Source organism: Nocardia sp. JCM 38205 (genome assembly GCF_058222935.1).
Window position 1 is genome coordinate 69,216 of the sequence record NZ_JBYHFL010000011.1, and the last position, 22,730, is coordinate 91,945.

Annotated in this window: 26 protein-coding genes; 15 read left to right on the plus strand and 11 right to left on the minus strand. The window is 68.2% G+C overall.

From position 1 onward, the window contains the following. Positions 1–6 precede the first annotated feature (6 nt). Together AC4HOU_RS27425 and AC4HOU_RS27430 are read right to left on the minus strand one after the other, a co-directional pair. On the minus strand, positions 7–1,809 hold the full coding sequence (locus AC4HOU_RS27425) for an acetyl/propionyl/methylcrotonyl-CoA carboxylase subunit alpha (protein ID WP_490725560.1): 1,803 nt from the start codon (positions 1,807–1,809) through the stop codon (positions 7–9). A 153-nt stretch (positions 1,810–1,962) separates the two neighbouring features. Further along, positions 1,963–2,868, minus strand: a complete 906-nt coding sequence (locus AC4HOU_RS27430; RefSeq protein ID WP_490725561.1) for a sulfurtransferase — start codon at positions 2,866–2,868, stop codon at positions 1,963–1,965. Positions 2,869–3,036: 168 nt separating this feature from the next. Here AC4HOU_RS27430 and AC4HOU_RS27435 point away from each other — a divergent pair, with 168 nt between their 5' ends. After that, positions 3,037–3,786, plus strand: coding sequence for a helix-turn-helix transcriptional regulator (locus AC4HOU_RS27435; protein ID WP_163813862.1), 750 nt, complete (start codon positions 3,037–3,039; stop codon positions 3,784–3,786). On the opposite strand, the gene AC4HOU_RS27440 is transcribed toward AC4HOU_RS27435, so the two are convergent. From AC4HOU_RS27440 to AC4HOU_RS27450, 3 genes are all read right to left on the minus strand, one after another. Beyond that, positions 3,709–4,347: a nucleoside triphosphate pyrophosphatase gene (locus AC4HOU_RS27440; protein ID WP_490725562.1), complete on the minus strand. Its 639-nt coding sequence runs from the start codon at positions 4,345–4,347 to the stop codon at positions 3,709–3,711. The genes AC4HOU_RS27435 and AC4HOU_RS27440 overlap by 78 nt on opposite strands. A gap of 27 nt (positions 4,348–4,374) precedes the next feature. Further along, entirely contained in the window at positions 4,375–4,695 is a 321-nt protein-coding gene (locus tag AC4HOU_RS27445) for an acyl-CoA carboxylase subunit epsilon (protein WP_490725563.1), read from the minus strand. A 137-nt stretch (positions 4,696–4,832) separates the two neighbouring features. Continuing rightward, positions 4,833–6,473: an acyl-CoA carboxylase subunit beta gene (locus AC4HOU_RS27450; RefSeq protein ID WP_163813865.1), complete on the minus strand. Its 1,641-nt coding sequence runs from the start codon at positions 6,471–6,473 to the stop codon at positions 4,833–4,835. Positions 6,474–6,644: 171 nt separating this feature from the next. Between AC4HOU_RS27450 and AC4HOU_RS27455 the strand changes: the two genes are divergently transcribed. The 5 genes from AC4HOU_RS27455 (at position 6,645) to AC4HOU_RS27475 (ending at position 10,319) form a co-directional block, all read left to right on the plus strand. Next, complete coding sequence (locus tag AC4HOU_RS27455; protein WP_490725564.1) at positions 6,645–6,848, plus strand: hypothetical protein; 204 nt, start codon at positions 6,645–6,647, stop codon at positions 6,846–6,848. Between the two features lie 28 nt (positions 6,849–6,876). Next, entirely contained in the window at positions 6,877–7,674 is a 798-nt protein-coding gene (locus tag AC4HOU_RS27460) for a biotin--[acetyl-CoA-carboxylase] ligase (protein ID WP_280213432.1), read from the plus strand. 87 nt (positions 7,675–7,761) lie between these two features. After that, positions 7,762–8,289 (plus strand): PH domain-containing protein, encoded by a 528-nt coding sequence (locus AC4HOU_RS27465; protein WP_163813867.1) that lies wholly within the window; start codon positions 7,762–7,764, stop codon positions 8,287–8,289. Between the two features lie 40 nt (positions 8,290–8,329). After that, on the plus strand, positions 8,330–9,007 hold the full coding sequence (locus AC4HOU_RS27470) for a response regulator transcription factor (RefSeq protein ID WP_036533618.1): 678 nt from the start codon (positions 8,330–8,332) through the stop codon (positions 9,005–9,007). A gap of 1 nt (position 9,008) precedes the next feature. Beyond that, the gene (locus AC4HOU_RS27475) at positions 9,009–10,319 is read left to right on the plus strand and encodes a sensor histidine kinase (RefSeq protein ID WP_163813868.1); all 1,311 of its coding nucleotides are present in this window, start codon (positions 9,009–9,011) and stop codon (positions 10,317–10,319) included. Between the two features lie 15 nt (positions 10,320–10,334). On the opposite strand, the gene AC4HOU_RS27480 is transcribed toward AC4HOU_RS27475, so the two are convergent. Further along, complete coding sequence (locus tag AC4HOU_RS27480) at positions 10,335–10,883, minus strand: GtrA family protein (protein WP_036533622.1); 549 nt, start codon at positions 10,881–10,883, stop codon at positions 10,335–10,337. 39 nt (positions 10,884–10,922) lie between these two features. On the opposite strand from AC4HOU_RS27480, the gene AC4HOU_RS27485 reads away from it, so the two are divergent. The 5 genes from AC4HOU_RS27485 to AC4HOU_RS27505 all read left to right on the plus strand — a co-directional run bounded on the left by AC4HOU_RS27485 (position 10,923) and on the right by AC4HOU_RS27505 (position 16,102). Next, the gene (locus AC4HOU_RS27485) at positions 10,923–12,143 is read left to right on the plus strand and encodes a 5-(carboxyamino)imidazole ribonucleotide synthase (RefSeq protein ID WP_267465885.1); all 1,221 of its coding nucleotides are present in this window, start codon (positions 10,923–10,925) and stop codon (positions 12,141–12,143) included. Further along, positions 12,136–12,645 (plus strand): 5-(carboxyamino)imidazole ribonucleotide mutase, encoded by a 510-nt coding sequence (gene purE / locus AC4HOU_RS27490; RefSeq protein ID WP_175585896.1) that lies wholly within the window; start codon positions 12,136–12,138, stop codon positions 12,643–12,645. Before AC4HOU_RS27485 ends, purE begins: the two co-directional genes overlap by 8 nt. A 31-nt stretch (positions 12,646–12,676) precedes the next feature. Further along, complete coding sequence (locus AC4HOU_RS27495) at positions 12,677–13,360, plus strand: TetR family transcriptional regulator (RefSeq protein ID WP_490725565.1); 684 nt, start codon at positions 12,677–12,679, stop codon at positions 13,358–13,360. Positions 13,361–13,520: 160 nt separating this feature from the next. Next, the gene (locus AC4HOU_RS27500) at positions 13,521–14,681 is read left to right on the plus strand and encodes an acyl-CoA dehydrogenase (RefSeq protein WP_163813871.1); all 1,161 of its coding nucleotides are present in this window, start codon (positions 13,521–13,523) and stop codon (positions 14,679–14,681) included. 230 nt (positions 14,682–14,911) lie between these two features. Continuing rightward, the gene (locus tag AC4HOU_RS27505) at positions 14,912–16,102 is read left to right on the plus strand and encodes a serine hydrolase domain-containing protein (protein ID WP_490725566.1); all 1,191 of its coding nucleotides are present in this window, start codon (positions 14,912–14,914) and stop codon (positions 16,100–16,102) included. An 11-nt stretch (positions 16,103–16,113) separates the two neighbouring features. Here the strand turns inward: AC4HOU_RS27505 and AC4HOU_RS27510 are convergent, their stop codons facing one another. Continuing rightward, complete coding sequence (locus AC4HOU_RS27510; RefSeq protein ID WP_324191483.1) at positions 16,114–16,452, minus strand: GNAT family N-acetyltransferase; 339 nt, start codon at positions 16,450–16,452, stop codon at positions 16,114–16,116. After that, on the minus strand, positions 16,452–17,810 hold the full coding sequence (locus AC4HOU_RS27515; protein WP_490725567.1) for an FAD-binding oxidoreductase: 1,359 nt from the start codon (positions 17,808–17,810) through the stop codon (positions 16,452–16,454). The genes AC4HOU_RS27510 and AC4HOU_RS27515 overlap by 1 nt, the downstream gene beginning before the upstream one ends. Positions 17,811–17,999: 189 nt before the next feature. On the opposite strand from AC4HOU_RS27515, the gene AC4HOU_RS27520 reads away from it, so the two are divergent. Beyond that, positions 18,000–18,317, plus strand: coding sequence for a hypothetical protein (locus tag AC4HOU_RS27520; RefSeq protein ID WP_306043179.1), 318 nt, complete (start codon positions 18,000–18,002; stop codon positions 18,315–18,317). A gap of 79 nt (positions 18,318–18,396) precedes the next feature. Beyond that, on the plus strand, positions 18,397–18,894 hold the full coding sequence (locus tag AC4HOU_RS27525; RefSeq protein ID WP_490725568.1) for a GtrA family protein: 498 nt from the start codon (positions 18,397–18,399) through the stop codon (positions 18,892–18,894). A 66-nt stretch (positions 18,895–18,960) separates the two neighbouring features. Here the strand turns inward: AC4HOU_RS27525 and AC4HOU_RS27530 are convergent, their stop codons facing one another. Genes AC4HOU_RS27530 through AC4HOU_RS27540 form a run of 3 tightly spaced genes read right to left on the minus strand, consistent with a single transcriptional unit; the run spans position 18,961 to position 20,940 of the window. Beyond that, complete coding sequence (locus tag AC4HOU_RS27530) at positions 18,961–19,599, minus strand: Type 1 glutamine amidotransferase-like domain-containing protein (protein ID WP_490725569.1); 639 nt, start codon at positions 19,597–19,599, stop codon at positions 18,961–18,963. Positions 19,600–19,603: 4 nt separating this feature from the next. After that, positions 19,604–20,440, minus strand: coding sequence for a maleylpyruvate isomerase family mycothiol-dependent enzyme (locus AC4HOU_RS27535; RefSeq protein ID WP_163813880.1), 837 nt, complete (start codon positions 20,438–20,440; stop codon positions 19,604–19,606). Further along, the gene (locus AC4HOU_RS27540) at positions 20,437–20,940 is read right to left on the minus strand and encodes an HIT family protein (RefSeq protein ID WP_163813881.1); all 504 of its coding nucleotides are present in this window, start codon (positions 20,938–20,940) and stop codon (positions 20,437–20,439) included. The genes AC4HOU_RS27535 and AC4HOU_RS27540 overlap by 4 nt, the downstream gene beginning before the upstream one ends. Positions 20,941–21,297: 357 nt before the next feature. On the opposite strand from AC4HOU_RS27540, the gene AC4HOU_RS27545 reads away from it, so the two are divergent. Both AC4HOU_RS27545 and AC4HOU_RS27550 read left to right on the plus strand, forming a co-directional pair. Next, on the plus strand, positions 21,298–22,416 hold the full coding sequence (locus tag AC4HOU_RS27545; protein ID WP_175585898.1) for a Re/Si-specific NAD(P)(+) transhydrogenase subunit alpha: 1,119 nt from the start codon (positions 21,298–21,300) through the stop codon (positions 22,414–22,416). Further along, positions 22,416–22,730: an NAD(P) transhydrogenase subunit alpha part 2 gene (locus AC4HOU_RS27550; RefSeq protein WP_014349354.1), complete on the plus strand. Its 315-nt coding sequence runs from the start codon at positions 22,416–22,418 to the stop codon at positions 22,728–22,730. The genes AC4HOU_RS27545 and AC4HOU_RS27550 overlap by 1 nt, the downstream gene beginning before the upstream one ends.

Consider the following 22,730-nt stretch of genomic DNA (forward strand, 5'->3'; position numbering starts at 1 on the left):
CCGGTCCTACTTGATTTCGGCGAGGACGGTGCCCTGGGTGATGGCGGCGCCGGCTTCGACGGCGAGGCCGGTGACCACGCCGGCCTTGTGGGCGTTGACGGGGTTTTCCATCTTCATGGCTTCGAGCACGACGATCAGGTCGCCGGCTTCGACGGTCTGGCCTTCTTCGACGGCGACCTTGACGACGGTGCCCTGCATGGGTGCGGTGACCGAGTCACCGGAGGCCGCACCGGCGCCGGCGCCGCCGCGCTTGCGCGGCTTGGGCTTCTTGCGGATCACACCGGCCCCGTTGCCACCCGCACCGGCGGCGCCGGCGCCGACGGTGAAGTTGCCGGGCAGCGAGACCTCGACGCGGCGGCCGCCGACCTCGACGACCACCTTCTGCCGCGGGCCTTCCTCGTCCTCATCGAGCGGGGCGCCGGCGGTGTAGGGCTCGATGTTGTTGTTCCACTCGGTTTCGATCCACTTGGTGTAGACGTCGAACTTCTCGCCGTCACCGATGAACGCCGGATCCTCGACGATCGCGCGGTGGAACGGGATGACGGTGGCCAGGCCCTCGACGTGGAACTCGGCCAGCGCGCGCCGGGCCCGTTCCAGGGCCTGGGTGCGGTTCTCGCCGGTGACGATCAGCTTGGCCAGCATGGAGTCGAACTGGCCGCCGATCACGCTGCCGGCCACCACGCCGGAGTCCACGCGCACGCCGGGGCCGGTGGGCTCGGAGTAGGCGGTGACCGGGCCGGGGGCGGGCAGGAAGCCGCGGCCGGCGTCCTCACCGTTGATCCGGAACTCGATGGAGTGCCCGCGCGGAGTCGGGTCTTCCTTGATCGACAGTTCTTCGCCGTTGGCGATGCGGAACTGCTGGCGCACCAGGTCGATGCCCGAGGTTTCCTCGGTGACCGGGTGCTCGACCTGCAGGCGGGTGTTCACCTCGAGGAACGACACGGTCTCGCCCTGCACCAGGTACTCCACGGTGCCGGCGCCGTAGTAGTGGGCCTCGCGGCAGATCCGCTTGGCCGATTCGTGGATCTTGGCGCGCACCTCGTCGGACAGGAACGGCGCGGGCGCCTCCTCGACCAGCTTCTGGAACCGGCGCTGCAGCGAGCAGTCGCGGGTACCGGCGACCACCACGTTGCCGTGCTTGTCGGCGATGACCTGCGCCTCGACGTGGCGGGCCTTGTCCAGGTACTGCTCGACGAAGCACTCGCCGCGACCGAACGCGGCCACGGCCTCGCGGGTGGCCGATTCGAACAGCTCGGGAATCTCTTCGATGCTGTGGGCGACCTTCATGCCGCGGCCACCACCACCGAAGGCGGCCTTGATGGCCACCGGGACGCCGTACTTCTTGGCGAACTCGACGACCTCGTCGGCGTTCTTGACCGGGTCCTTGGTGCCCGCGGCCATCGGCGCGTTCGCGCGTTCGGCGATGTGGCGGGCGGTGACCTTGTCACCGAGGTCGCGGATGGACTGCGGCGACGGGCCGATCCAGATCAGCCCGGCGTCGATGACGGCCTGGGCGAAGTCGGCGTTCTCGGAAAGGAATCCGTAACCGGGGTGGATGGCATCGGCGCCGGACTTGGCGGCGGCGTCGAGGATCTTGTCGAACACCAGGTACGACTCTGCCGACGTCTGTCCACCGAGGGCGAAGGCCTCATCGGCGAGCTTGACGTGCGGGGCATCGGCATCGGGTTCGGCATACACCGCAACGCTGCCGATACCGGCATCCTTGGCCGCCCGGATCACGCGCACGGCGATCTCGCCTCGGTTAGCTACGAGTACCTTCGTGATCTGCGCGCTGGCATGGCTGGGCACTGAGCCTCCTGTGCAATCTTCTCTGTGGTCGCCCCTGGGTCGACAACTCAACGTCTGGGGCGAGTGTAGGCAGTCTGCCAACAGACGCCGAACTCGGATAGTCCTACCGAAGAGTAGGTTGTGGATCACATATATGGTCGGCCGGGGTCTGTGTTACCTGCTACGAGCCCGGCGACCGGCACCGGCCGGGGCGCTGCCGGGCTCACTTCCGCGAGCGATCGGCATGCGCACCGAGTTGCCCCATTCGGTCCAGGAGCCGTCGTAATTGCGGACCGAATCGAAGCCGAGCAGGTATTTGAGCACGAACCAGGTGTGGCTGGAACGCTCGCCGACCCTGCTGTAGACGATCAAAGCGCCTTCGGCGGTGAGTTCGCCGTAGAGGGCGTCGAGATCGGCGCGCGGCCGGAAGCGGCCGTCGGAATTCAGCGCCTCGGTCCACGGAATGTTCACCGCGGTCGGGATATGGCCTGCCCGCAGCGCCAGATCGTCCGGCGCCGCGGAGGTCTCACCGGTGTATTCCTCCGGCGAGCGCACATCGACCAGCGGTTTGCCCAGATGGTTGAGCACCTCGGAGCGGAAGGCGCGATCGGTGCCGTCGTCCCGGCGTACGACGGGATAGCTGCTCGGTGCCAGGCGAGGCGGTTCGAAGGTGGTGTCGCGCTCTTCGCCGATCCAGGCCTCGCGGCCGCCGTCGAGCAGCCGGACGTCCTCGTGGCCGAACAGGGTGAGCACCCAGAGCGTGTGCGCTGCCTGCGCATTGCCGCGATCGCCGTAGACGACGACGGTGTCCTCGCGTTCGATGCCCTTGGACCGCATGAGTTCGGTGAACCGCGCGCCGTCGATGTAATCGCGGGTGACCGGGTCGTTCAGGTCGCCACGCCAGTCGATCTTGGTGGCGCCGGGCACATGACCGATGTCATAGAGCAGGATGTCTTCGTTCGACTCGATGATCTTCAGCCCGGGAGCGCCGATGTTTGCCGACAGCCATTCCGTGGTTACTAGTCGTTGTGGGTGTGCGTAGGCACCGAAGGCGGGATTGGGGTCCGGGGCGACGGGCACGTCAGGGATCCTTCACACGAGGTAGGCGGCGGTAGGGCGGTATCGGGGTCGCACAGTGCATGGTATGTGTGACCCGAAGATGAATCTCGTTTCAGATCACAAATCGGCTGATTGGGCGAATAAATCGCACGAGCATCCGATAAAGTCTCCCGGGAGGAGGGGTGAGCTATGTCCGATTCGTGGCCGCGGCGGCGACTGCTCGCGATCCTACGTGGCGCCAGCGAGCCTCTCGACGCCCAGGAACTGGCCAAGATCACCGGACAGCACGTCACCACCGTCCGATTCCACCTCGATGTCCTCACCCGGGAATCACTGGTTCGGCAGTTTCAGCAGCCGCCGCGCGGGCGCGGACGCCCGCGGATCGGGTACCGAGCCGTTCAGCGAACGGTCGGCTATCAGGAACTGGCGCAGGTGCTCGCCGATCAGCTCGGCCCGGATCCGCGCCGTCGCGCCGAAGCCGCGGTGGCGGCCGGTCGCGCGTGGGGCGCCCGCCTGGATGTGGTGGAGCAGCCGGCCGAATCGCTCGGCGAGGCCAAAGATCTGGCCATGTCGTTGATGTCGGAACTCGGATTCGCCCCCGAACGTGATCCGTCTGGCGATACCGACGAGAAGGTCACCATCCGGCTCACGGCCTGCCCGCTGCGCGAATTGGCCCGCACGCATTCCGAGGTGGTCTGCGGGGTGCATCAGGGGTTGCTGCAGGAAGTGCTCGACCGCAACGGCGCCCGCGACCGGGTGGCGGTCAGCCTCGATCCGTTCGTCGAGGCCGAGGTGTGCGAATTGCGGCTGGCCCTGCTGGCCGTGGGGCGCGAGCCCTACGAGGGCGCGCGTCCGGCGCCGTCAGTGGTCGGCGGGATGCCGCCACAGGTCCGCGACACCGACCCCGACATCATCGAGCAACCTGCGCAGCAGTGGTAGCCCGATCCCGATCACACTCGACGGATCACCGTCGATGCGGTCGACGAACCAGCCGCCGAGACCGTCGAGGGTGAACGCTCCCGCCACCTGCAAGGGCTCACCGGTGGCGATATAGGCCTCCAGCGCCTCGGGTTCGGGCTTGGCGAAATGAATCGTGGTGGCGCTGCAATCCACCGCTTCGGCGGTCACGGCGCCGTCCAGCAGCCGCAGCACGCAGTGCCCGGTGATGAGTTCGGCGCTGCGGCCCGCCATCGCGTTCCAGCGGGCCCGGGCCACCTCGGGGGTATGCGGTTTGCCTTGCAGCGTGCCGTCGATCAGCAGCATGGAATCGCAGCCGACCACCACACAGTCGGCGGCGAAATCGGGAACTGCCGCGGCGACCGTCGCGGCCTTGGCCCTGGCCAGTTCGACCACGACCCGTTGCGGCGGGGTATCAGCGGGCAGCGCAGCGGCCACGGCATCCTCGTCCACGTCCGAGACCCGGACGATGGGCTCGATGCCCGCGGACCGCAGCACCGTGCGCCGGGCAGGGGACGCCGACGCGAGAACCAGTTCGGTCACGGTTGTTCCCCTCCCGGCGCCGTCGGCTCAGCGCAGATGCGACAGCTGCGGGAACGCGTACGGGGAGAACGGCGAGGTGCCGCGGTGCATCATGGTGGGCCTGCCCCAGAAATCGTTCGGTCCCTGCGGGCCCGCGGGCGCCGCACTGCCGGCCGCCGCGCTCAGCACGCACACCAGCGCCGCGATCTCCTCATCGGTGGGCGCGCCCTTTTCGATGATCAGGAAGGGCTTGTCGCCCGCGACCGCAGCCAGGGCAGCGTCGACGTCGGTGCCGACTGCCGCGGCGTCATCGAGCGAGTCGACCGCGAGGTCGAGTTCGGCGGCGGTCAACACTTCTTCATCTGCCACGATTGTCACGGTGCCAGATCCTCTCTCTTGCCTTGGCCGGACGAGGGTCGTGTCCGGTCAAGAGACGCAATCATCGTCGGATTCACTCATTGCATCACTGCAACCAGTGTGCGCGGCTCAACGAGGGTATCGCTGATTCACAGCGGAATGTTGCCGTGTTTCTTCGGCGGCAGGGTCACCATCTTGCGTTCCAGCAGTCGCAGCGCGGACACGATCTGGCCGCGGGTATGGGAGGGCGGGATGACCGCGTCGACGTATCCGCGTTCGGCGGCGACGTAGGGGTTGACCAAGGTGTCCTCGTACTCGTTTTGCAGCTCGAGCCGCAGCGCATCGACGTCGGCGCCCTCTTTGGCGGCCTCGGCCAGCTGCTTGCGGTAGACGAATCCGACGGCCCCCGAGGCACCCATCACGGCGATCTGCGCGGTGGGCCAGGCGAGGTTCACATCGGCGCCCATGTGCTTGGAACCCATGACGTCGTAGGCGCCGCCGTAGGCCTTACGCGTGATGATCGTGATTTTGCCCACAGTGGCCTCGCCGTAGGCGTAGAGCAGCTTCGCGCCGCGCCGGATGATGCCGTTGTATTCCTGTCCGGTGCCGGGCAGGAAGCCGGGAACATCGACCAGGGTGATGATCGGGATGTTGAACGCATCGCAGGTGCGCACGAACCGCGCGGCCTTCTCCGAGGCGTCGATATCGAGGCAGCCGGCGAACTGGGTGGGCTGGTTGGCGACGATGCCGACGCTGCGGCCGTCGACGCGGCCGAAGCCGACGATGATGTTCATCGCGCGTTCGGCCTGCACCTCGAGGAATTCGTCGTCGTCGAGCAGGCGACGGATCACCTCGTGCATGTCGTAGGGCTGGTTCGGCGAGTCCGGGATCAGCGTGTCCAGCTCGAGGTCTTCCTCGGTGAGGCAGTCCTCGATGGCGCCGTCGATCGGGTCGGTGGCCGGGAAACGTGGCGCCTCGGCACGGTTGTTGCTCGGCAGGTAGGACAGCAGGTCCTTGACGTAGTCGAGGGCGTCCTGCTCGCCGGAGGCGACGTAGTGCGCGACACCGGACTTGGTCATGTGGGTGTTGGCGCCACCGAGCTCTTCCATGGTGACTTCTTCACCGGTGACGGTCTTGATCACGTCGGGGCCGGTGACGAACATCTGGCTGGTCTGATCGACCATCACCACGAAGTCGGTGAGCGCGGGCGAGTACACGTGCCCACCGGCGGCCGGGCCCATGATCAGCGAGATCTGCGGGATCACGCCGGAGGCCTGGATATTGCGGTGGAAGATCTCGCCGTAGAGGCCGAGGGAGACCACGCCCTCCTGGATGCGCGCGCCCGCGCCCTCGTTGATGCCGATCAGCGGGCGGCCGGTCTTCAGCGCCAGGTCCATGACCTTGACGATCTTCTCGCCGTAGACCTCGCCGAGGCTGCCGCCGAAGACGGTGACGTCCTGGCTGAAGATGCACACGTCGCGGCCGTCGATGGTGCCGTAACCGGTGACCACACCGTCGCCGAGCGGGCGGTTGTTCTCCAAGCCGAAGTTCACGCTGCGGTGGCGCGCCAGGGCGTCCAGCTCGACGAAGGAGCCCTCGTCGAGCAGGGCCAGGATGCGTTCGCGGGCGGTCATCTTGCCCTTGGCGTGCACCTTGTCGACCGCGGCCTCACCCATCGGGTGCTTGGCCTCTTCCAGCCGATTCCGCAGGTCAGCCAGCTTGCCGGCGGTGGTGTGGATATCTGGGGCACCCGCCGGTCCCGGCGTAGGCTGCTGCTGGACACTCGTCATGGGTTCGGAGTGTAACCAGTGCCAGTACCGCCTGTTAACCCAGGAAGGGCTACCGGTCAGTAGAAAAGCCCAGGTGGGCATGGGGTCGGGCCGGAAAATCGGTTTCTTTCCCAAAGGGCTTCGCAATACCCTGTGAGCATTCATTTTTCGAGCTCAGGGGAGGGAGCGAGCATGTTCGGATGGAGTAGATCGGTGGCCGAGCACGCGGCCGCGGCGGCGTTCACCCGGCCGGTCGCCGAGCCGGAACCGAAGTTCACCGGAGCGGAGTCGGCCGCGGAATCCGGATTCACCGCCGAGGCCGCCGAAGGGGAGACCGGAGGCAGCTCCGCGATGCGATCGGCACCGCGTCCGGCCGATTTCGATCTCGCGGGGTAGCGCCGCCGACGGCGAGTAGCCTGCGCATGTGCACAGGCCACCGTTGGATGCAGAGCAGTTGCGGCGCGATATCGCCGAGGACGACCAGTTGTCGTTCTATCGCGAGATCGAGGTCGTGGAGACGACCGGATCCACCAACGCCGATCTGATCGCCAGGGCGGCCGATCCGGCCGCCGACCGGATCGCGCTGCTGGCCGAGGCGCAGGAGCAGGGGCGCGGCAGGCACGCCAGGGTGTGGGTGAGCCCGCCGCGCGCGCAGATCGCGCTGTCGATTCTGGTGCGGTTGCCGGGGATCGATCCCACCGCACTCGGCTGGCTACCCCTGTTGACAGGAGTGGCGGTGGTGGACGCGCTGCGCACCACTGCCTCGGTGCCCGCGACGCTCAAATGGCCGAACGATGTCTTGATCGAGGGCCGGAAGGTGGCGGGCATCCTCGCCGAGGTCGCCGCGAGCGGCGCCGAGCTCGCGGTGGTGGTCGGCATCGGGCTCAACGTGAGCCTCGCCGAGGACGAGCTGCCGGTCCCGCATGCCACCTCGCTGACGCTGGCCGGTGCGGACGGCGTCGACCGCACCGCGGTGGCCCGTTCGATCCTCACCGAATTCGCCCGCCGGATCACCGCTTGGCGCGAAGAGGACTGGGCCGTCGCCCATCTGGCGCACGCCTACCGGGAGCGGTGCGCGACGCTCGGTGCCAGGGTGCGCGCCGACCTGCCCGGCGGCAAGACACTCACCGGCGTGGCCACCGACGTCGACGACGCCGGCCGGCTGCTGATCGGTGATCGGGCGGTCTCGGCAGGCGACGTCACCCACCTGCGCCCCGAATAGCGCTGAACTCGTTGCGGTCGAGCGCGTTCCGTCGACACCACGCCGCGCGCCGGTGGTTTCGCCGTGGTGGGCGGTAGGGTTCGGCACATGGGTTATCCGGAGGACGTCCTGGCGCCCGACGAAGAGCTGATACTGCATCGCCATCCGCACTGGAAGATGCTGTTCTGGCCGGTCGTCACCTTGATCGTCGCCACCGCCGTCGCGGGCTTCGCCGGCGGGGTGGCCTACCGCAACACCGAGGCGCCGGGCCGGTCGATCCTGTTGCTGGTGATCTTCCTGATCTGGCTGCTCATCGTGATCTGGCGTTGCGTCATTCCGCTGATCAGCTGGAAGTCGACGCATTTCATCATCACTCAGCGGCGGGTCCTGGTGCGCCAGGGCGTGATCACCCACACCGGCATCGATATCCCGATGAGCCGCATCTCCAGTGTGCAGTTCCGGCACGGCCTGTTCGACCGGCTGCTCGGCACCGGCACCCTGATCATCGGATCCTCGTCGGAGGAACCGCTCGAATACGACGACATCCCGGCGGTGCAGCAGGTGCACGCGCTGCTCTACCACCAGGTGTTCGAGGTCGAGCGCGGCCATCGTGACGATTCGCACGGCTACCGGTGAGCGGCGCGCCGGTCGTGGCGTCGGTCCGTAATCTTGCTCTATGACCGCTGTACTGCTGGCCGAGGACGATGAGGCCATCGCCGCGCCGCTCTCGCGCGCCTTGGGCCGGGAAGGCTACTCGGTCACCGTCGAACGCTTCGGTCCCGCGGTGCTGCGCCGCGCGCTCGAAGGCAACCACGATCTGCTGATCCTCGATCTCGGGCTGCCCGGAATGGACGGGCTGGAGGTGTGCCGTCAGGTGCGGGCGCGTGGCGCCGATCTGGCGGTACTGATGTTGACCGCGCGCACCGACGAGGTCGATTTCGTGGTCGGGTTGGACGCGGGCGCCGACGACTACGTGGGTAAACCGTTCCGGCTGGCCGAACTGCTGGCTCGGGTGCGAGCGCTGTTGCGGCGCAGCGGAATCGGCGACGACACCGTCGAGGTGGGTGGCATCCGGCTCGAGCCCGCCGCGCGGCGGGTGCTGGTCAATGGCGTCGAGGTCGGTCTGGCCAACAAGGAGTACGAGCTGCTCAAGGTGCTCATCGACCGAGCGGGTCAGGTGGTCTCGCGCGAGACCATCCTGCGCGAGGTGTGGGGCGATGCCGAACTGCGCGGCTCCAAGACCCTCGATATGCACATGTCGTGGTTGCGCCGCAAGATCGGGGACGAGGGTCCGATGGCGGAGCGACGCATCGTCACCGTGCGCGGTGTCGGATTCCGGCTGAACACCGACTGACGTGCGGCGCCGGATTCTGCGGTCCATGCTGACCGTGCTCATGCTCACCACGGTGGCGCTCGGTGTGCCGCTGACCTACACCGCGTGGCTGTGGGTCGAGGACATCACCCGCAACGATCTGCAGAATCGGCTCGAACGGATCGCGGTGGAGGTGATCGCCCAGGAACGCGAGGACGGGCGGGTGCACGACGGCCTCGATCTGCGCACGGTGCGTCCGCTGGTGCCCGACGACGGCAAGCTCACCATCATCTATCCGGCACCGCACGACAACGCCTCGCAGGTGGATATCGGCCCGGAGCGGGTGCAGGATCCGCTGCTGGAATCGCTGTCGATGGGTGCGTCGGGGTCGCTGCGGCTCGAGGTGCCTTCGGCGCCGATGCATGCCAGGCAGCGCCAGGCCGTCGCCGTGGTGGGGCTGGCCGTGCTGGCCTCGCTCAGCGCCGCGGTCGCGGTGGCGGTGGTGACCGCGCGCAGGGTCGCCGATCCGCTGCGCGATGTGGCGGCGCGGGCGGCCAGGCTGGCCATGGGTGATTTCCGGCCCGATCCGCGCAGGCACGGCATCGCCGAGCTGGACCGGGTCTCCGATGTGCTCGATTCGGCGACCGTCGAGATCGCCGGCCGGCTGCAACGCGAGCACGCGCTGGTGGCCGACGTCTCCCATCAGTTGCGCAGCAGGCTCACCGCGGTGCGGCTGCGCCTGGACGAGCTGTCGGCGCACCGCGATCCGGATGTGGTGCACGAGGCCGAGGAGGCGATGGCGCAGGTCGACCGGCTCACCGAGGCGATTGATGATCTGGTGCGCGCCTCCCGTGACGAGGACGCCACCGACCGCGATCCGGTGCCGGTGATGGACGAGCTGCGCGGCATCGTCACCGAATGGACCCATCCGTTCACCGAGGCCGGGCGCACCCTGCAACTGATCGGCGACGACCAATTGCGCGCGCCGATCACCGGTTCCCGGTTGCGGGAGGCGGTCGCGGTGCTGATCGACAATGCCCTCATGCACGGCGGCGGCACCTGCACGGTGTCGGTGCGCACGGTGCGTCCCGGTGGCGATCGGGAGCCGCTGGTGTGTGTGGAGATCGCCGACGAGGGCGACGGCGTCAGCGATGAGCTGGCCCCGCACATCTTCGATCGGGGTTTCTCCGGCGCCGGTTCGACCGGGGTGGGGCTGGCGCTGGCGCGGGCGTTGATCGAGGCCGATGGCGGGCGGCTGGAATTGCAGCGGCGCAGGCCCGCGTTGTTCGCGGTGTTCCTCGGGGCGCCGACGGCGACGCGTCAGGCCAACGGGGTGGTGGGGGAGCCGCGCTAGCTTCGCGGCGATCGCTCAGCCCTGATGGCCGAGGCGGCGCTCTTCCTCGACGAGCTCTTCGAACTCTTCCATGATCTGTTCCATCTCATCGGGGAACACCCAGCGGCGCATGGCCCAGAAGCGGAACGCCATCTGCAGCAGATTGCCGATGATGAACGCGCTGATGAAATCGGCGACATTCTCCACAAGGAAGCTGACGTCGGGTTGGCGCAGGTGGAAGACGTAACTGGAAATCCATAGCGGCACGAAGCTCAGCACCACGCCGACGCCGCTGACGGCGAAGAACAGCGCGGCTTCGTGGTGGCGTTCGCGGCCGCCGCGGTTCTTGAACGACCATTCCCGGTTGAGGATGTAGGAACAGATCACCGCGATCACACCGGAGATGATCTTCGCGGTGACCGGCTTCGGCTCCAGAACTGTCCACTTCAGTAGGTAGAAGATCCCGCTGTCGATGACGAAGGTGGTCGCGCCGACGATGGCGAACTTGATCAGCTCGCGGTGGCGATACGCGATCTCCTGCGCAGGCTTGGGAAGGACGCTGACCACGTCGTCGACGAATGACACAAGGCCCGAGTGTACCGGTAGCGGTCATTCGCACCGGACATGACAGTATTGACCGACGTGAGCGCACGTTCCTTCGATCCTTCGGCAATGCCGACCGTCACCATGATCGGCGGTGGCCAGCTCGCGCGCATGACGCATCAGGCCGCCATCGCATTGGGCCAGCGCCTTCGGGTGCTCGCCGAGCAGCCCGGCGATCCGGCCGCGCAGGTCAGCCCCGACGTCGTCCTCGGAAGTCACACCGACCTGGCCGCGCTGCGCGCCGCCGCGGTGGGTTCGCACGCGCTGACCTTCGATCACGAGCATGTGCCGACCGAACACCTCGAGACGCTGGTCGCCGAGGGCGTGAACGTGCAGCCGCCGCCGTCGGCGCTGCTCTACGCCCAGGACAAGCTGGCCATGCGGACGAAGCTGTCGAGCATGGGGCTGCCGGTGCCCGCGTTCGTGGAGGTGTCCGAGCCCGCCCACGCGGTGAAGTTCGGCGCCGAACAGGGCTGGCCCATCGTCATCAAGGCGGTGCGCGGCGGCTACGACGGGCGCGGAGTGTGGATGCCCGAGGACGCCGCCGAGGCCGAGCTGATCGTCACCGAGCAGTTGGCGAACGGGGTGCGGCTGCTGGCCGAGGCCAGGGTGGACCTGAAGCGGGAGCTGTCCGCGATGGTGGCGCGCTCGCCGTTCGGGCAGGCCGCGACCTGGCCGGTGGTGGAGACCGTGCAGCGCAAGGGGCAGTGCGCGGTCGTCATCGCGCCGGCGCCGGAGTTGCCGGAGCAGGTGGGTGCCGAAGCCGAGACCATGGCGCTCGCGCTGGCCAACGAACTGGGTGTGGTCGGTGCGATGGCGGTGGAGCTGTTCGAGACCCACGACGGAACCCTGCTGATCAACGAGCTGGCCATGCGCCCGCACAATTCCGGGCACTGGGGCATGGACGGCGCCCGCACCGGCCAATTCGAACAGCATCTGCGCGCGGTACTCGACTACCCGCTCGGCGACACCAGCCCGCTGGCGCCGGTCACCGTGATGGCGAATATTCTCGGCGCGCCCGAGGCGCCTGCCATGTCGATGGACGAGCGGCTGCACCATCTGTTCGCCCGGATGCCGGATGCCAAGGTGCACCTGTACGGCAAGGGTGAGCGCCCGGATCGCAAGATCGGGCATGTGAACGTGCTGGGCGATGATGTCGCGACGGTGCGTGAGAAGGCGGAGCGGGCGGCGCATTGGATGTCGCACGCCGTATGGACCGACGGATGGGATCCGCATGAGTGAGCAGCAGGGCCCGGCAGTCGGCCTGATCATGGGCAGCGACTCCGACTGGCCGACCATGGAGGCCGCCGCCGAGGCGCTGGCCGAGTTCGGGATCCGCTTCGAGGTCGGCGTGGTCTCCGCGCATCGCACCCCGCAGCGCATGCTCGACTACGCCCGTGACGCCGCCGGGCGCGGCATCAAGGTCATCATCGCCGGTGCGGGCGGGGCCGCCCATCTGCCGGGCATGGTCGCCTCGGCGACCCCGCTGCCGGTGATCGGTGTCCCGGTCCCGTTGAAGTACCTCGACGGGATGGACTCGCTGCTGTCCATCGTGCAGATGCCAGCGGGCGTCCCGGTCGCCACCGTCTCCATCGGTGGCGCCCGCAACGCAGGCCTGCTCGCCGCCCGCATCCTCGCCACCCAGGATCCGGCCCTGCTGGAGCGGATGCGCCAGTTCCAGGCCGGGCTGGAGCAGATGGTGCTGGACAAGGACGAGGCGCTGCGCCGCAAGCTGCTCGGCTGAGTACCGCGCCGGCGCTCGATACGGTGAAACGATGACGACCGACGACACAGCGCGGGTCACAGCGGGTGACGACACCGTCCGGTTCCGCTTGGCCGTGGTGGATGTGGCCTTGCGGCTGTTCGCCGAGCAGGGGTACGAGGCGACGTCGGTGGATGCGATCGCGGAGGCCGCGGGGATTTCGCGGCGCACGTTCTTCCGGCAGTTCCGTTCGAAAGAGGACGTGATCTTCGCCGATCACGAAGCCCAGCTGGCGGCGGCGGGGGAATACCTGAGCGCCAGCGAGGAGGACCCGTGGGACGCGGTGTGCTCGGCGGTGGTGCAGGTGTTCGAACGATTCACCCAGTGGCGCGGTATCGCCGCGCGCCGGTACCGGGTGGTGCGGCGGGTGCCCGCACTGCGCGAACGCGAGATCGTGACGGTGTTCCGGTACGAGCGGTTGTTCACCGATTTCCTGCGCGAACGGTTGCCGGAGGCCTCTGATCTGGCCAGGGTGCAGTTCACCGCGGCGGTCACCGCGACGCACAACTATCTGCTGCGGCGCATGGTGCGCGGGGAATCCGATGCCGGTGCGGCCGATCTGCGGATCGAACTGGCCGCGATTCCGCGCGGCGGGCAGCGGCCGCGGTCGGATGAGATGGTGCTCGCGGTGTTCCCGCGCGACCTGCCGCCGCGCCGGGTCGCCGACCTGCTCGAACACCGTCTCGGTAATCTGTGACCAGCCACACAGCTGGATTCTGACACTCAGTGCCATACGGTCTCTGCCGGTAGTGCCCGTTCGGCGCGTATACTCGGCGTCGACGTGGCACTGAGTGCCGGACCAATCTGTGTGTCCGGAAAGGACCGCAGCTTTTCACACACGATCAGGAGCGTGCCCGATGGCGGGAAACCCCGATTTCGACCTGTTCAAGCTCGAGGACTTCCACGATGAGCTGCGTGCTGCCATCCGCGGCCTGGCCGAGAAGGAGATCGCGCCCTACGCCAAGGACGTCGACGGCAACGCCCGCTTCCCGGAAGAGGCGCTGACCGCCCTCAACGCCGCGGGCTTCAACGCCGTGCACGTGCCCGAGGCCTACGGCGGCCAGGGCGCCGACTCGGTCGCCACCTGCATCGTCATCGAAGAGGTCGCCCGCGTCTGTGGTTCCTCGTCACTGATCCCCGCGGTCAACAAGCTCGGCACCATGGGCCTGATCCTGAACGGCTCCGAGGAGCTGAAGCAGAAGGTGCTCGGCGACCTGGTGAACGGCAAGATGGCCTCGTACTGTCTGTCCGAGCGTGAGGCCGGATCCGACGCCGCGTCCATGCGCACCCGCGCCAAGCAGGACGGTGACGACTGGGTGATCAACGGCTCCAAGTGCTGGATCACCAACGGCGGCAAGTCCGAGTGGTACACCGTGATGGCCGTGACCGATCCCGAGAAGGGCGCCAACGGCATCTCCGCGTTCATGGTGCACAAGGATGACGAGGGCTTCGTCGTCGGCCCGCTCGAGCACAAGCTCGGCATCAAGGGTTCGCCCACCGCCGAGCTGTACTTCGAGAACTGCCGGGTGCCGGGCGACCGCATCATCGGCGAGCCGGGCACCGGTTTCAAGACCGCACTGCAGACCCTCGACCACACCCGCCCCACCATCGGCGCGCAGGCCGTCGGCCTGGCCCAGGGCGCGCTCGACGCGGCCATCGCCTACACCAAGGACCGCAAGCAGTTCGGCAAGGCCATCGCCGACTTCCAGAACACCCAGTTCATGCTGGCCGATATGGCGATGAAGGTGGAAGCGGCCCGCCTGATGGTCTACACCTCGGCCGCGCGCGCCGAGCGTGGTGAGCAGAACCTCGGCTTCATCTCCGCCGCGGCCAAGTGCTTCGCCTCCGATGTGGCCATGGAAGTCACCACCAACGCCGTCCAGCTCTTCGGCGGCGCCGGCTACACCACCGACTTCCCGGTGGAGCGGATGATGCGTGACGCCAAGATCACCCAGATCTACGAGGGCACCAACCAGATCCAGCGTCTGGTGATGAGCCGCGCCCTGCTCAAGGGCTGAGTACTCGCCGGCCGAGCGGCCGGAAGAGCTCGACGTGGCAGCCCCGGGCGATCGGACCATATCGGTTCGATCGCCCGGGGCTTTCGTTCCGTATAGCCGTATATGCGCCCCATCGGTCGCTGCCCACCCGTCGCCCGGCTCGCATCGCGCGCCCCGGATACGATGAGCGCGGCGCTCTCGGCCGTTGTGAACGCCGGTCTCGCCGATGGAACCGATAGCGAGGACCGTTCATGAACGAGCCGGCAGCACAGCCGTCGCGCAGGCGTCGATACCTACTCCGCGCGGCTGTCGGATTCGCGGCGACGGTGGTGCTGCTGATCGCCGCCGCGTTCGGCGCCACCGCCCTCATGTCGCTGCCCTCCCCGCCGACATTGGCGCAGCTGATGTTCGCACCGCCGTCGACCCAGGGTGAGCTGTTCGCCTCGCGCACCGTGCCCGCGTCGCCGCAGCCGCGGCCGCTGCCGAAAGCCGAAGCGCCGCTACCGGATACGGTTCCATGGAAGGGTGCGCGGATCTCGGTGGCCGAGTTCCTCGACACCACGAAGACCAATTCGTTCGTGGTGCTGCGCGACGGGGTGATGATCCACGAGTGGTACCGCGACGGCGTCGGTCCGACCACGAAGCAGTCGTCCTGGTCGGTGGCCAAATCGGTGGTGTCGCTGCTGATCGGCCGGGCCATCGGCGCCGGGCAGATGAGCGAGGACGACCGGCTGGTCGATCTGCTGCCCGAACTCGCCACCGGCGCCGACTACGACAAGGTCACCATCGGTGATCTGCTCGATATGAGTTCGGGCATCGATGTTTCGGAGAACTACAACAAGTGGGCACCGTTCACCGGCACCGCCCGCATGTATCTGACCACCGATCTTGCCGAGTTCGTCGACGGGCATCGCACGCTGATCTTCCCGCCCGGCAGCAAGGGCGATTACCGCAGCGTCGACACCCAGCTGCTCGGTATGGCGCTGGCGCGCGTTACCGGTACTTCGCTGAGTGAGCTGCTGGCGCGCGATATCTGGGCGCCGATCGGCGCGGTGGACGACGCCCTGTGGAATCTCGATCGCGAGGGCGGCCAGGAGAAGGCGTTCTGCTGTCTCAATGCCACCGCCCGCGATTTCGCCAAGATCGGGCAGCTGGTCGCCGACGGCGGCCGCGTCGGCGATAACCAGCTCGTGCCGCCGGCCTGGATCGAGCGCATCGGTACGCCGTCACCGCACCGGGTCTCCGATGAGGGCTACTCGGCGCAGTGGTGGCATCCGGACGGCGGCGACGGCGCGGATCTGTCGGCGGTCGGCGTCTACGGCCAATACATCTGGGTCGATCCGCCCAGCCGCACCGTCATCGTCAAGCTCAGTGATTACGGCACCTCGCAGGACGAGACGGAGACCTTCGAGGTCTTCCGCACCATCGCCCGCGCGGGCTGACTCGCGGCCGCTCAGGCGACCAGGTCGGCGTACTCCGGGTGCGCGCCGATGTACTGATCGACATACCAGCAGGTGGGAACCACCGAATAGCCGTTGTCCTTGGAATCGGCGAGCGCGTATTCGACCACCTGGGCGGCCACGCCGCGGCCACGGAATTCCGGGAACGTCATGGTGTGGTGGAAGTCGCGGACCTTGGCGTCCTCGCGTTCGGAGTAATCGGCGTAGCCGGCGAGGGTGTCGTCGATGTAGATCTCGAAACGGGTATCAGCGACATTGTGTTCGAGCCTGGTGGTCATATCGGGGTGGAACTCCTTCTCCGGCGCGGTTGTTCCGGATGCGCTCGATTCGATCACAGGATGGCGCCCGGATTGAGGATGCCGTGCGGGTCGAGCGCGTCTTTGATGCGGGCGGTCAACGCCATCACGTCGGGGCCGAGCTGATCGGGCAGCCAGGCCTTCTTGAGCCTGCCGACGCCGTGTTCGCCGGTGATGGTGCCGCCGAGGGCGATGGCCAGGTCCATGATCTCGCCGAAGGCCCGGTGGGCGCGTTCGGTCATATCCGGATCGGTGGGGTCGTGCACGATCAGTGGGTGGGTGTTGCCGTCGCCCGCGTGCGCGATCACCGAGACGATCACATCGTTGCGTTCGGCGATCTCGGCGATGCCGTCGACCAGCTCGCCCAGGCGCGGCAGTGGCACGCCGACGTCTTCGAGCAGCAGCGGCCCGAGTCGTTCCACCGCGGGGATGGCGAATCGCCTGGCCGCGGTGAAGGCCTCACCTTCCGCGGGGTCCTCGGTGTGGAAGACCTCGGTGGCGCCGGCCTTCTCGCAGGCGGCGACCATGATCTCGGCCTCGTGCGCGGCGAACGCGCCTGGCGCGTCGGATCGGGCGACCAGCAGCGCGGCGGCCTCGCGATCCAGGCCCATGCGCATCTCGTCCTCCACCGCGTTGATCGCGACGGTGTCCATGAATTCGAGCATGGCCGGGCGCAGCGCACCGGTGATGGACAGGATCGCCTCGGTGGCCGCGGTGAGTGTGCCGAACGAGGCGACCACCGTGCTCTGCGGCGGCTGCGCGGGCAGCAGCCGCAGGGTGAGTTCGGTGATGACGCCGAGGGTGCCTTCGCTGCCGACGAACAGTTTCGTCAGCGACAGGCCCGCCGAATCCTTCAACCGCGGCCCGCCCAGCCGCACCGGGGTGCCGTCGGCCAGCACGACCTCCATGCCGAGCACGTAATCGGTGGTGACTCCGTACTTGACACAGCACAGCCCGCCCGCGTTGGTCGCGGCGTTGCCGCCGATCGAGCACATCTCGAACGACGACGGGTCCGGCGGATACCACAGCCCGTGCTCGGCGACGGCCCGCTTGACCTCGGCATTGAGCAGGCCCGGCTGCACCACCGCGGTACGGGTGATCGGGTCGACGGTGATCTCGCGCATGCGTTCGGTGCTCAGCACGATCCCGCCGTCCACCGCGGTCGCCCCGCCGGACAGCCCCGAACCCGCGCCACGGGGCACCACCGGGACCCTCCGCGCGTGCGCCCAGCGCAGCGTCGCCGCGACGTCGGCGGTGCTGCTCGCCCGGACCACCGCCAGCGGGGTGCCCGCATCGGGGTCGCGGGCCCAGTCGTGCCGGTAGCCGTCGAGCAGATCGGGGTCGGTGACCACCGCGCCGTCGGGCAGTGAGTCGATCAGATCGTGCAGGTCCACAGCGACAACGCTAGCGTCCGGGACGATCCTTGCCGCGCCCAGCCGCGCGTGGCAGGCACCGCCGGTTCCGCAGCCGGGCGCGCAAGCCGCCGAATGTGATGTCGCGCGCCGGAGTGGCCCTGCGGCAGGGCATGGGGCGACAATCAGCTGTCGGGGTTTGTGCACTGGTCGGGCGGAGGGATGGCGTTGATGCAAGTCGAACCGCAGAGTTGCCGGGAGCTGGTGGCCGCGATGTTCTCCGCCGAGTTCGTCGACGGCGGGGTCGATCCGGCGGCGTTGCGCCGCGTACACGCGGGTGAGCACGCCGAATGGGCGCTGGCCCTTGATCGGTCCGGGATGTTCGGCACCGATACCGTCGCCACGGTCACCGCGCAGTGGCGTGAGGATCCACGGGTGCTGTTGGACGCCCTGCTCACCGAGGCCGACGACGTCACCCGCCGCCGCTGCCTCACCGCATGGGCCGCACTCGGCGATGGCGGCGCGGACACCCGCGCCCGCATGGCCTGACCGGCGCGTTTCCCCGCCGATCATCTCGGCCTACCAGCTGATAACTTCGGCGCCACCTGCCGCTGGCACCCTGGCCGCCGTGCATGATCTGGCCGTCGCCGCCGACACCCTGGCCGCGCGTTTCACTCGCCTGTGCCAGGCCGTGGTCGCGCGGCTGCCGTTCGGGCTGCACCGGATCGTCGCGCCGACGTTCCTCGGCTTCGCGCTGATCAACAGCTTCACCTTCGGCGTGGACCTGGTGCTGCTCACCGCACTGCACAGCGGTCTCGGGCTGCCGCTGTGGATATCGGTGACCGTCGGCTATGTGTGCGCGTTCGGGCTGGCCTTCCTGCTCAACCGCACCTTCAACTTCCATTCGCACGCCCCGATCGGCAGGCAGGCCGTGGTGTACGCGGTGGTGGTGCTGATCAACTATCTGGCCTTCATCCTCGGTGTCAGCACCGGGCTGACGGCGCTTGGCCTCGAGTATCACCTGTCCAGGCTGGCCGCGGGTGCCTGTGAAGCCGTCTACATGTACAGCGCGATGCGGTGGGTGGTTTTTCGCCGGCGCGCGGAACCCGTGCCCGACACGAGGTGACGGCGGGTCGGCGGCGACGATGTGCGCCCGGCGGGGGGGTCGCCACGACGCGGCTCGGCCATCGGGTCAGTGGAGCAGTCGCACCGCGTCCCCGTCGACGACGACCACATCGTCATCGGTGAGCGCCCAGTGCTCGACTCCGGCGGCCCGATAGGCGGCGGCCAGGCGGTTGCCGTCGCCGTCGGGGTCGGTGGCGGAATCGATATGCGGGACGATCGGCCGGTCGATCAAACCCAGTCCGTCCCAGCGCGGCTCGACACCGCAGGCGGGCAGCACCTCGGCCGGGTCGTCGGCGGTTTCCAGACCGTGCAGATCGGGCGCGAGCACGCAGGCGCCCGCGCTGTATCCCGCGTACACCAGCGTGTCGGCGGCGAGCAACTCCGGGATGACGAGATCGGCCCCGCTGCGCGCGAACTGTGCCCGCAGCACGAAGGTATTGCCGCCGCGCACCCACACCATCGGGAATTCGGCCAGCCGCTGCGCCAAAGCCTTTGCGCGGCCGGCGTATTCCCGCAGATCCACTTCCTCCGGGCGATAGCCGAGCGTGCGCAACGGCACCAGATCGCTGGTCACCGCCGCGGCGCGGGCCCGTGGCCAGGCATCGCAGGCGTTGGCGATCACCGCGACCCGCCCCGGCGGCCCGGCGAGCGCGGCCAGCCGGTCGGCGTGCGCGCCGAAACGGTAGGACGCCAGGAACAGCCGCATCGGCTCAGATGGTGAAGGCGAGGGTGCGCACCAGCCGCCTGCCCAGTTCGTCGTCGCCGGAGAAGCCGATCTCGCCCATCCGCGAATCGGCGGTGACCCGGCCGCCGCCCAGCCGGACCATCAGGCCGGAATCCAGGGTGATGGTCGTGGTCGGCGGGCCGTCGAAGGCGTCGACATAGCGGGCCCGGCCCTCGACCGCGATATGCAGGGTGCGGGCCAGCGGTCCGGTCAATTCGAAAGCGATCCGCGAACCTTCGGGGGCCTTGCCCACCTTGGCGATCACCCGCGGCACGGTCTGGGCGAACTCCTGGAACGCCAGCTCGCCGCGCCGCCCGCCCTCGTCCACCCGGACGCCGAGCGCGTCGGCGATATCCAATTCGTGCATCCAGCAGTCGAACAGCCGCACCCGCATGAACCGGCCGTAGCTCACCGGCCCGATCGGCGACTGGGTCTGCGCCTGCCACTGCGCCTCGTCCATCGCCGCCAGCGCCTTGCGCCTGCGTTCGGTGACGTCGTGGAACCGTTGCAGCAGTGCGGATCCGGTGAGCGGGCGCAGCCGCTGGATCCAGATCTCGTTGAACACCGCGGTCTCGTTGCGTACATGCGGCAGCGAATGCACATCGACCTCGGGCTGCGAGCGATCGCGCGCGGGCGGCTTCTCCCCGAGCAGGAACGACTCCGTGCCGACCACGTGGGCCACCACATCGAAGACGGTCCACCCCGGCAGTGGGCTCGGGCTGCGCCACACGCGCTCTTCCAGCCCGTCGACGAGGGTGGCGATGGCCTCCCACTGCTCCGGCAGCAGTGCGGTGAGCTCGGCCTGATTCGGCGTATCCGTCATCGTGGTGCGGGTCCTTCCCCCGTGCTGGTCTGGTCGGTATCGAGTTCGGTTGCGGCCGTGATGGTTCCGGCCGCGGAGTCGAGTGCTTCCAGGCCGGAGCGGATCGCGGCGGCGGTGGTGGCGGGCTCGTGCGGGCGGCGCAGCAGGAAACCGGCGGCGAAGCGGAGTTTGTCGCCGTGTCTGCGCGGTACCACGTGCAGGTGCACATGTGGCACGGTCTGGAAGGCGGCGGTGCCGTCGTTGAGAATGAGGTTGGCGCCGTCGGCGGCCAGTCCGCCGCGCCGGATCGCCAGCGCGAGTCGATGCCCGGCGCGGAACAGTTCGGCACCGGTATCGGGATCGAGGTCCTCGAGTTCGGTGGCATGGCGTTTCGGGACCACGAGGGTGTGGCCGCGAGCGATCGGGCGGATGTCGAGGAACGCGCACAGAGTGTCGTCCTCGTACACCTTGGTCGCCGGAGCAACACCTGCCACGATGCGGCAGAAGACGCAGTCGTTCACACGGCGACCATACGGCGTATGAGTGGCCTGGGACACCCTGCGTCCACTGAATGGCGTGATGCCTGTCACTGCGGCAGCCCTCCGCAGCTACCCGACCTCACGACCTACCTCGAGGTGGGTAACCCACCCGGACGTACGGTCTTGTGCCGTTTGCCCTGCTCAGTCACGATCTGAGTCCGAAAGGGCAACCTAACCCGGGGGTCCGCGTGTGACCGGACTCTCAGCTAAGCTCACCGCGGTCCGGGTACAGTTGCCAGGATTTGGTGGAACTTACTCTTCGGTAACTTCGTTCGCCGCCGCTCGGTGGCGCTGAGTCGTTCGGTAGAGCTAAGCCAGCACGAGAAGGAAGTCTGACAGGTGGAGACAACGCAAAACGTGGGCGAGGAGTCCCCGCGCGGAGCGCGTGTCGGAGTCGTTCGCGAAACCGGCGCGGGCGAACGACGTGTCGCATTGGTACCCAAGATCATTCCTGCCCTGGTGAAACAGGGCGTGCAGGTGGTCGTGGAATCCGGTGCCGGACTCGGCGCGCTCATTCCCGACGAGGCCTACATCGACGCGGGCGCGACCATCGGTGATCCGTGGTCGGCCGAGGTCGTGGTCAAGGTCGCCCCGCCGAACGACGCCGAGGTGGCCAAGCTGACGGCCGGGCAGACGCTGATCGGGTTCCTCGCTCCGCGCAACGCCGACAACCAGATCGCCGCCCTGAAATCGGCCGGCGTGCAGGCCTTCGCGGTCGAGGCGATCCCGCGCATCTCGCGCGCGCAGGTGATGGACGCGCTGTCCTCGCAGGCCAACGTGGCCGGCTACAAGGCAGTGCTGCTCGCGGCCTCGGAATCGACCCGCTTCTTCCCGATGCTCACCACCGCCGCGGGCACCGTGAAGCCCGCGACCGTGCTGGTGCTCGGTGTGGGTGTGGCCGGTCTGCAGGCGCTGGCCACGGCCAAGCGCCTCGGTGGCCGCACCACCGGTTACGACGTGCGCCCCGAGGTCGCCGATCAGGTGCGCTCGGTCGGCTCGCAGTGGCTGGATCTCGGCATCGACGCCGCCGGTGAGGGCGGCTACGCCCGCGAGCTCACCGAGGAGGAGAAGGCCAAGCAGCAGCAGGCCCTCGAAGACGCCATCAAGGGCTTCGACGTCGTCATCACCACCGCGCTGGTGCCGGGACGCCCGGCGCCGCGCCTGGTCACCGCCGCGGCCGTGGAGGGCATGAAGCCCGGCAGCGTCATCGTCGACCTGGCCGGTGAGACCGGTGGTAACTGCGAGCTGACCGAACCCGGCCAGACCGTGGTCAAGCACGGGGTCACCATCTGCTCGCCGCTGAACCTGCCCGCGACCATGCCCGAGCACGCCAGCGAGCTGTACTCGAAGAACATCGCGGCGCTGCTGGAACTGATGCTGGTCGACGGCAAGCTCGCCCCTGATTTCGACGATCAGGTGCTCGCCGATTCCTGCGTCACCCGCGAGGTGGAGAACTGATGTACACCGAACTGCTTGCCAATATCGCGATCCTGGTGCTGTCCGGCTTCGTCGGATTCGCGGTCATTTCCAAGGTCCCCAACACCCTGCATACCCCGCTGATGTCGGGCACCAACGCCATTCACGGCATCGTGGTGCTCGGCGCGCTGGTGACGCTCGGCAAGGTCGAGGACCCTTCGGTGCTGATGCAGGTGATCCTGTTCGTCGCCGTGGTGTTCGGAACCCTGAACGTCATCGGTGGTTTCGTGGTCACCGACCGCATGCTCGGCATGTTCAAGGGCAAGAAGCCGGCCGCGCAGAAGGCGAGCGAGTAA